Annotated in this window: 10 protein-coding genes; 5 read left to right on the top strand and 5 right to left on the bottom strand. The window is 67.0% G+C overall.

The features are described from left to right. The 4 genes from ABYX71_RS08720 to ABYX71_RS08735 all read right to left on the bottom strand — a co-directional run. Positions 1–311, bottom strand: a 311-nt coding sequence (locus tag ABYX71_RS08720; protein WP_372696109.1) for an aldehyde dehydrogenase family protein, incomplete at its 3' end; no start/stop codon positions are given. Between the two features lie 143 nt (positions 312–454). Beyond that, a complete protein-coding gene (locus ABYX71_RS08725) occupies positions 455–904 on the bottom strand; it encodes a heme-binding protein (protein WP_372696110.1) in 450 nt (149 codons plus the stop codon). A gap of 8 nt (positions 905–912) precedes the next feature. Beyond that, on the bottom strand, positions 913–1,836 hold the full coding sequence (locus ABYX71_RS08730) for a catechol 2,3-dioxygenase (protein WP_372696111.1): 924 nt from the start codon (positions 1,834–1,836) through the stop codon (positions 913–915). 181 nt (positions 1,837–2,017) lie between these two features. Beyond that, positions 2,018–2,425 (bottom strand): hypothetical protein, encoded by a 408-nt coding sequence (locus ABYX71_RS08735; protein ID WP_372696112.1) that lies wholly within the window; start codon positions 2,423–2,425, stop codon positions 2,018–2,020. Between the two features lie 173 nt (positions 2,426–2,598). Here ABYX71_RS08735 and ABYX71_RS08740 point away from each other — a divergent pair, with 173 nt between their 5' ends. Together ABYX71_RS08740 and ABYX71_RS08745 are read left to right on the top strand one after the other, a co-directional pair. Continuing rightward, a complete protein-coding gene (locus tag ABYX71_RS08740) occupies positions 2,599–3,615 on the top strand; it encodes a ketopantoate reductase family protein (protein ID WP_372696113.1) in 1,017 nt (338 codons plus the stop codon). A 62-nt stretch (positions 3,616–3,677) separates the two neighbouring features. Then, entirely contained in the window at positions 3,678–4,670 is a 993-nt protein-coding gene (locus tag ABYX71_RS08745) for a TIGR00341 family protein (RefSeq protein ID WP_372696114.1), read from the top strand. Between the two features lie 3 nt (positions 4,671–4,673). Here the strand turns inward: ABYX71_RS08745 and ABYX71_RS08750 are convergent, their stop codons facing one another. After that, positions 4,674–4,922, bottom strand: coding sequence for a sulfurtransferase TusA family protein (locus tag ABYX71_RS08750; RefSeq protein WP_372696115.1), 249 nt, complete (start codon positions 4,920–4,922; stop codon positions 4,674–4,676). Between the two features lie 88 nt (positions 4,923–5,010). Here ABYX71_RS08750 and ABYX71_RS08755 point away from each other — a divergent pair, with 88 nt between their 5' ends. The 3 genes from ABYX71_RS08755 (at position 5,011) to ABYX71_RS08765 (ending at position 8,446) form a co-directional block, all read left to right on the top strand. Next, positions 5,011–6,504, top strand: a complete 1,494-nt coding sequence (locus ABYX71_RS08755) for a M48 family metalloprotease (RefSeq protein ID WP_372696116.1) — start codon at positions 5,011–5,013, stop codon at positions 6,502–6,504. A gap of 93 nt (positions 6,505–6,597) precedes the next feature. Further along, complete coding sequence (locus ABYX71_RS08760) at positions 6,598–7,911, top strand: aromatic ring-hydroxylating dioxygenase subunit alpha (RefSeq protein WP_372696117.1); 1,314 nt, start codon at positions 6,598–6,600, stop codon at positions 7,909–7,911. Between the two features lie 13 nt (positions 7,912–7,924). After that, positions 7,925–8,446, top strand: coding sequence for a 3-phenylpropionate/cinnamic acid dioxygenase subunit beta (locus ABYX71_RS08765; RefSeq protein WP_372696118.1), 522 nt, complete (start codon positions 7,925–7,927; stop codon positions 8,444–8,446). Positions 8,447–8,577 lie beyond the last annotated feature (131 nt).

Here is an 8,577-nt window from a genome sequence, read left to right on the forward strand (position 1 = left end):
ATGTTCACATGGCGCGCCAGCGTGATGGGCATGCCGTTGTCCGCCACCTCGGCCTGCGCGAACTCCTCGGCACGGGCCTGAATGCCGTGCGCCAGCTTCATCAGCAGGTCCATGCGCTCGGCCAGCGGCATGCTGCCCCACGGCCCCTTCATGGCGGCGCGCGCCGCGGCCACCGCCTGGTCGATCTCGGCCTTGCCACCCTCGTGCACCTTGGCAACCACCTGGCCGGTGGCCGGGTTGATGTCGTCGAAGGTACGACCGCTGGCGGAGGCGACGAACTCGCCGTTGATGAAGTGCTTGATTTCTTTCATGCTTTGACGCTGCTTGACAGTTGAACGGCGGCAACCCGCCGTATGAAGTGGCCGCCGGTCGCCCGGCGGCCCGAACACGGCACCGGCCGGCGCCGTGCCTCTACCCGGCTGACAGCCCCGACACGAGCGGGGCCCGCCATCTCTCAGCCCTGCCCCGGCTCCGCCTGCAGGCCGGCAGCCTCCAGGCCCGCGCGGGCGCAGATCTCGTCTTCTTCCTCGCTGCCACCGGACACGCCGACGCCGGCGATGCACTCGCCGTCCACGTATACCGGCACGCCGCCGCCGAACACCACCATGCGCGGCACGGCGGCGATACCGGCCAGCAGGCCCGGCGAGTTCATGCCCTCGAGCACCGGCCACCACTGCTTGGTGGGCAGGCCGAAACCACCGGACGTGGTGGCCTTGTCCTCGGCGATCTTGCTGGAATGAAACGGCGCGCCCGGGTCACGGGCAAAGGCCAGCAGGTTGCCACCGCGGTCCATGACCGCCACCGCCACGCGAATGCCCAGTTCCTGCGCCTTGTCGAGCGCGCCCTGGGCCACCGTGATGGCCGCCTGCCAGTGCAGCGTGGTCTGTTGCACGGTCTTGGTCATGACCGGCCTCAGGTGTTGGCTGTGACGAAGCTTTCGACCATCTTGTGGCCGTAGTAGAAGATGCCCTTGGGCGTCTCCTCGTGCGTCCAGGTGATGACCGGGTGATCCGGGTAGCGGATGTAGCCGCCGTGGAAGGTCTCGTTGCGGTTGCCCGACGGATCGAAGAAATAGATGGTCAGACCGCGCGTCAGGCCGTGGCGACCGGGACCGTACTCCACCGGGATGTAGTTCTTGGACATGATGTCCGCGGCGTGGCGAATTTCGTCCCAGGACTCCAGGTAGAAACTCACGTGGTGCAGACGGCCTTTGGAGTCCTCGTGGATAAAGGCCACGTCGTGGGCCTTGTCAGAGCACGCCAGGAAGGCACCCACCATGCTGCCGTCCGGCGCCACGATGCGCTCGCTCAGATCGAAGTCCAGCACTTCCTGGAACAGCTTGGCGGTTTCGGGAACGTTGTCGCCGTTGAGCAGGCAGTGGTCGAACCGCGTCGGGTGCATGCCCTTCAGGCCGTCCGGCCATACGTCGGGGTTCACGTCCGGCAGTCCGTTTCCGACGTGCTGCTTTTCCGCGTAGAGCTCGATCAGGTGGCCGGACGGCGTCTCGAAGCGCACGCGCTCGCCGGTGCCCTTCAGCTCACCCGCGGGGATGCGCTCGATCGCCACGCCGTAATCCGTCAGGCGCTGCGCATAGTGCTCCAGCGTCTTCTGGTCCAGCACCTTGAAGCCATAGAAATCCATACCGGGGCTGTCGGCCTCGCGCAACACGATGCTGAACAGGTCGTGCTCGTCCCAGGCCTTCAGGTAGACCCGCCCCTCGGCGTCACGAGCGGTCTCGATCAGACCAATCATTTCCTTGTAGTGATGCAGCGCCGGGCCGAGCTCCAGCACGCGCAGCTGCACGTGACCCGGGCGCAAAATTCCGGTCATGGCCATGGGAAAGTCCTCCAGATTTGATAACGATCACGACGCCCGGCAACCGGCACGCGCCGCCCGAGACGGCGCTCGAATGACGCTCCGCCAAGCGGAACGCAGCTGTTAATTGCCTGCTTCGAAGCGGAAACTTTAATGCTTTGTCGCTCAGTTTCACAGCACTGGCTGTGAGCGCGACCGCGCGTCAACGCAGCTGAATGCGCCCACCGCCCGCGCCGCCGAGTCCGCCGCCAAGCCCACCGGCCGCGCCGGGCTCCGGCACCACGATGGACGACGCCTGTTCGCGACGCATCTCCTGCAATTCACGGGCGGTCTCCTCGAGTGCCTGCTGCGCCTGGGCCGGAAACTGCTCCAGCGCCTCGCTGAGCGAGCTGGCGGCGATCTCGAAGGTCAGCGACAAAGCACCCATCGGGGTCAGGATCTGGGTCTGGCCGATATACAGCACCGGCCGACCGCTGTCGGGCTGGCCGTCCGCGCTGACCGGCTGCAGGCGGCGGATGCTGCCCACGCGGCGATCGGTAAACACCTCTTCGGTGTACAGGTCGTTGGCATCGAGCTTGAACTCGGGCATTTCGGGCGTTTGGTTCGACATGGCGTGCACCTGAGTAGGGGAAGAGGCCAGCGTCGTTCACCAGCCCTGAAACAGCCCATTTTAGCCTGCCTGGGCAAGCACCTCTCCCCCGACGGCGGAGCATGACCGCACAATGCGCCTCAGCGGGATCAACACCACCCCGCGTTCACACACAAAAAACGAGGAGACAGACCATGCGATTCGTCATCTGCGGTGCCGGGGGGCTGGGTTCGGTCATCGGAGGCATGCTGGCGCGCGCCGGCGAGAACGTGACCCTGGTCGGGCGTCCGCGCCACATGGACGCGATCAAGGCCCGCGGCCTGCGCATCAGTGGCATCTACGGCGATTTCCAGGTACGCGACAACCTCACCTGCGTGACGCACCCGGACCAGGCCGACGGTGCATTCGACCTGATGATCCTGCTCACCAAGGCCAAGGACACGGAGACCGCCCTGGCGGAAGCGGCGTCGCTGAAAGACCGCGTGAGCATGGTCTGCTCGCTGCAAAACGGCATCGGCAAGGAGGAGCGGCTGCGCCAGTGGGCCGGCCACGACAAGGTCATCGGTGCCTCGACCATCGAGGGTGGCGTACTACTGGAGCCCGGCCATGCGCTGGCGGGGCTGACCACACCGACCACCGCCTACTTCGGCGAACTCGACGGCGGCATCACGCCGCGCATCGAGGCCGTGGCCGCCGCGTTCCAGAACGCTGGCTTTGGCACCCGCGCCGTGGCCGACATCCAACAAGTGCTGTGGGAAAAGCTGATGCAGATCGGCACCGCGTCGGGCTGGTCTGTGAGTACGCTCGGGCTGCCCCTGACCTTTCCGGACGGACTGGAGGTGCGCCAGGGCGCCATCAACTACGTCATGCTGGCGCGCGACTTCCTCAAGGTCTACAAGGCCATGGGCTATCAGCCACAAAACTTCTACGCGCCGATGGGCCAGTTCCGGGAATTCGACCGCCTGCCCCTGGACCAGGCCGTTGACCTGATGATGGACGTCGGGGTTCGCTTTCGCGAGCGGGCCCGCGCCAGCGGCGAAACCGAAGGCCGCACCTCGATGCACCAGGACCTGCACCGGGGTCGCCGGATGGAGGTGGACATCATCTTGAAACCCTACCTGGACAAAGCGACCGAACTCGGCATCGACGTTCCGGTGTTGCAATACGTGTACGGCGTGGCCAAAGTGCAGGATGCCTTTCTGTCCGACTGACGGACGGCTGCTCCCCATCCTGCAGCCGGCACGGCAGGCAACACCACCACCCCGCCCGACACATGAAATATGTCGAAGTCATCGGCGCAGCCGGCTGCGCCGACACCGTCGCCGCCATCGCCGAGCAACTGGAACTGACCGATTGCCGCGTCGGCCCCGCAGCTAGCGACGACACCCTGGCTCTGCGCCTGCTGGTGTCCGACGACAAGCTGCAGCCGGCCCTGGACGCCCTGCAGACCCTGCTCGGCACGCAGCCGACAACGCGCATCACCGTGCTGCCGGTGGAAATCGCTCTGCCCGCGCCCGCCCGCGAGGAACGCGAACAGGAAGACTCCGCCACTGCAGCGCGTGAGGCGCTGTATGCCGGGGTCGAGAAAAACACCCGTCTGGATGCGAACTATCTGGTGCTGGTGCTGCTGTCCACGGCGGTGGCTTCCATCGGCCTGATCGAAAACAGCGTGGCGGTGGTCATCGGCGCCATGGTCATCGCACCGCTGCTCGGCCCGAACATTGCCTTCGGTCTCGGCACGGCGCTGGGTGACGCCGCGCTCATGCGCAAGGCAACCCTGGCCAGCCTGGTGGGCATCGCGTTGGTGGTCGCCCTGGCCGCCGGCATCGGTGCGCTGCGGGTGTTCGACACGTCCGGCACCGAACTGCTGGCCCGTACCCGGGTCGGACTCGATTCGGTCGCACTGGCGCTGGCCGCAGGCGCCGCGGCCGTGCTGTCCCTGACCACCGGACTTTCGAGCGTGCTGGTGGGCGTCATGGTCGCCGTGGCACTGCTGCCACCGGCGGTCACGCTTGGCTTGATGCTAGGCAGCGGCCAGCTCGTGCTGGCAGCCGGTTCCGGCCTTTTGCTGGCGGTGAACCTGGTGTGCGTGAACCTCGCCAGCAACGTGGTGTTTCTGGTCAAGGGCGTGTATCCGCGCACCTGGTTCGAACAGCAGCGCGCCAAGCGCGCGACACGGGTTTATGCGCTGATGTGGGTCGTCACGCTGCTGGTGCTGATGCTGCTCATCTACGCGCACCAACTGCTGCGCGGCGGAGGGGGCTGACGCTCAGCGCTTTCTGACCACAATCAGGTACCGCTCGCCGTCCGGTACCACGCCACACAGGCTGTCGCCGGACTGCTCGCAATACGCGGCGAAGTCTCCCGGCGCCTTGCTGTCGGTGGCGATCACCTTCAGACACTGCCCGGACTGCATCGTGTTCAAGGCCCGGCGCGCCTTGAGTACCGGCAGTGGACACAGCAGACCGGTGGTATCCAGCTCCTGGTCGGCGGTCGGCAAGGGGGAAAAATCACTCATGACGGACATGCACTGGCGTAACTTGCGCTAAAGCATACTGTCTCAACGCTTCGTATCGCCCACTGCCTGCCCACCGCTGCCCGCTGCCATGCCCCGTCGCCCACTGCTCCTGTTGCTCTGCCTGACGCTGTGCCTGCCCGGCACCAGCGCCGAAATCGAGTTGCCGGAAATCGGCGATGCCGCCGGCGGGTTGCTGTCGGGCCAGATCGAACAGCGGATCGGCGTCGCCTTCATGCGCCAGGTACGTCAGAACATGACCGTACTGGATGACGCACTGGTCAACGGCTATGTCCAGGGGCTTGGGCTGCGCCTGAGCCGCAACAGCAGCGACGCCCAGCGCGGTTTCGATTTCTTCGTCGTGCACGACCCCACCTTGAATGCGTTCGCCGGTCCCGGCGGCTATATCGGCGTCAACAGCGGGCTCATCCTGACCACCGAGCGCGAGGACGAACTGGCGTCCGTGCTGGGCCACGAAATCGCCCACGTCACCCAGCGCCACCTGCCCCGCGCGCTCGAACACCAGCAGCGGATGAGCGTGCCCACCATCGCCGCCATGCTCGGCGCCATCATTCTGGGCGCCTACGGCGGTGCCGATGCCGGCGCCGCCGCCATCACCGCGGTGCAGGCCGGCGCCGTCCAGAACCGCATCGACTTCACCCGCCAGAACGAGGCCGAGGCCGACCGCATCGGCATCCAGACCCTTGCTGCGGCAGGCTTCGACGCCCGCGCCATGGCCGATTTCTTTGGCCGCATGCACCAGGCAGCGCGTTTCTCGGCCGGGGAGAAACTGCCGGAGTTCCTGCGCACCCACCCCGTCACACTGAACCGCGTCGCCGAGGCGCGGGACCGGGCGGCGGCAGCACCGCGCCGCCGGCTTCCGGATCGAGGCATGTTCCAGCACATGCGCGAACGGGTGCGGGTTCTGACGGCGGCCTCGGCTACCGACGCCCTGCGCTACTACGCACAAAACCCCATGCCCGAGCAGCCGATGGCGGCACGTGCCTGGCGCTACGGCCAGGCACTGGCGCTGCTGCGCAGCGACCGCGGCGACCAGGCCGGCGACGTACTGGCCGCACTGCGCGCGCAGGATCCGGACTTCCTGCCCTATCGGGTGGCCGAGGTGGAACGGGCCCTGGCAATCAACCAGCCGGCCCGCGCGCGCGAGCTGGCGCGTGACGACCTCAGGCTCTATCCCGGCGAGCAGGCGCTGCTGCGCCTGCTCGGGGAGGCGGAGCTGCGCGCCGGCGAACCGGCCACCACGCGCGCCCTGTTGATCGACCAGGCCCGTCGCGAACATCCGTCACCAAAGGTGCTGGAACTGCTGGCACGCGCCGCCGAACAGCGCGGCGACCGCATCGAGGCCTACCAGATGCGCGCCGAGTACCACGTACAGAACGGTCACCTCGAAATGGCCATGGAGCAGCTGCGCCGCGCCAGCAAGCTGCAACCGATCGCCTTCGCGCAACTGGCCACCATCGAGGCGCGCCTGCGCCAACTGCAGGAAGACCTCGACTTCGAGCGCCAGTTCTTCGGCCGTCGCGCCGCGGCCAGGCTGCTGGAGCACCGCCACGGCGCGTTCTGACCGCACGTCCACGCACGGTACCGAACGTGCGTTTACTTTCCCGCGGGCGCTGGATACCATGCGGCAAGATCAAGGACGAGCGAGGAGAACGCCATGGATGCGCGTGTTGCCGCCGATGTTCTGAACGATCTGGTTGACTTCCGAAACGGTTCGGTCAACCGGCGCATCTTCTGGGACGAGGACATCTACCAGCTGGAACTGGAGCGACTGTTCGCCCGCAGCTGGCTGTTCGTGGCCCACGAAAGCCAGATTCCCCGGCCCGGTGACTTCCTGACCACCTACATGGGTCAGGACAACGTCATCGTGGCAAGGCACACGGACGGCGCGATCCGTGTGTTTCTCAATTCCTGCCCGCACCGCGGCAACCGCATCTGCTTCGCCGACCGCGGCCACGCCCGGCGTTTCACCTGCAACTACCACGGCTGGTCGTTCGCCAGCGACGGCGCGCTGCTGGGCATGCACGAGGAAAGCCACTACGAGGGCTGGATCGACAAGTCCGAATGGGGCCTGCTGAACGCCCGCGTGGAAACCTACAAGGGCCTGGTGTTCGCCTGCTTCGACAGCGAGGCGCCCTCCCTGGATACCTTCCTCGGGGACTACCGCTGGTATCTGGACATCGTGCTCGACCAGACCGACGCCGGCACCGAGTTCATCGGTGGCTGCATCAAGAACGAGTTCGACTGCAACTGGAAGTTCGGCGCCGAGAATTTCATCGGCGACTCGCTGCACGCCTCGTGGACCCACGACTCCGGCTCGCGCGCCATGACCGCCGGCCACCCGGTACCGGACTACATGCCGGTGGACCCGCTGTCGTTCCACGCCAACGCCAACGGCCACGGCTGGGAGGGCGGCGTCGACGGCATCGGCACGCTGGGCCTGACGTTCATGAACAAACCACACGTGCTGGCCTACTACGAACGCAAGCGCGACGCGATGGTCCGTCGACTCGGCGAGCTGCGCGGGCGACGCATTTTCGGCTCGGTGATATCGGCCACGGTGTTTCCGAATTTCTCGTTCCTGCCCGGCATCGCCACCATGCGCGTGTGGCTGCCCAAGGGGCCGCGGCGTATCGAGCTGCGCGCCTGGACCATCGTCAACAGCGACATGCCGGACGACGTGCGCGACGCCGTGCTGCACTCGTGCGCCCAGACCTTCTCGCCCGGCGGCGTGATGGAGATGGACGACGGCGAGAACTGGGAGAACGCCACCAAGGCCAACGAGGGCGTGATCACACGCCAACAGCGTCTGCACTACGGCCTTCGCGTGGGCAGTGCCGGCCCGGACCCGGACCTGCCGGGCAACGTCAGCCGGCCGATGTACTCGGACGTCAATCAGCTCGCCTTCTACCGGCGCTGGATGGACTTCATGACGGCCGATTCGTGGGCCGACATCCCGCACCGCCGCTGAACCGGAGCCCCGCATGGACCGCACCGCCGCCATCGACACCCTGCTGCTGTGGCACGAGGCCTACGGCTTTCTGGTACGCGAAGCCCGTGCCCTGGACGAAGAGGACTACGACACCTGGTTCAGCCTGCTGGCGCCGGACCTGCATTACTGGATGCCGGCGCGCGAAACCGTGTTCCGGGCCGATGAGGCGCCCGACGACCCGCGCCGGATGTATTTCTACAACGAGACCGTGGACACGCTGCGCCAGCGCGTGGCGCGTCTGGGTACCGGCACGGCCTGGTCCGAGAATCCGCGCACGCGCTACCGGCACCTGGTGACCAACGTGGAGGCCGTGCCCGGCGAAGCGCCGGACACCGTCGCCGTGCGCTCGAACGTGCTGGTCTACCGCAACCGCCTGGAGCGCGAGGAGTACTGGCTGGTGGCGGCACGCGAGGACCTGCTGCGGCGCACGGCCGACGGCCTGCGCCTGGCCCGGCGCAAGATCACGCTGGACCAGAACACGCTGTTGTCGAAGAACCTCAACGTCTACCTGTAACCCCGGCCTCAGCCACCGGACGCGCGCGTAACGGCCAGCCGCTGCACCGGCCCCGCCCGGCCGACGGCTGCCAGCAGCTGCTGTCCCGCGGTGGCGATGCCGGCCGCGTCCAGCCCGAACCGCGCCAGCTG

Origin of the sequence: Immundisolibacter sp. (genome assembly GCF_041625615.1) — a bacterium.
Taxonomy (GTDB): Bacteria; Pseudomonadota; Gammaproteobacteria; order Immundisolibacterales; family Immundisolibacteraceae; genus Immundisolibacter.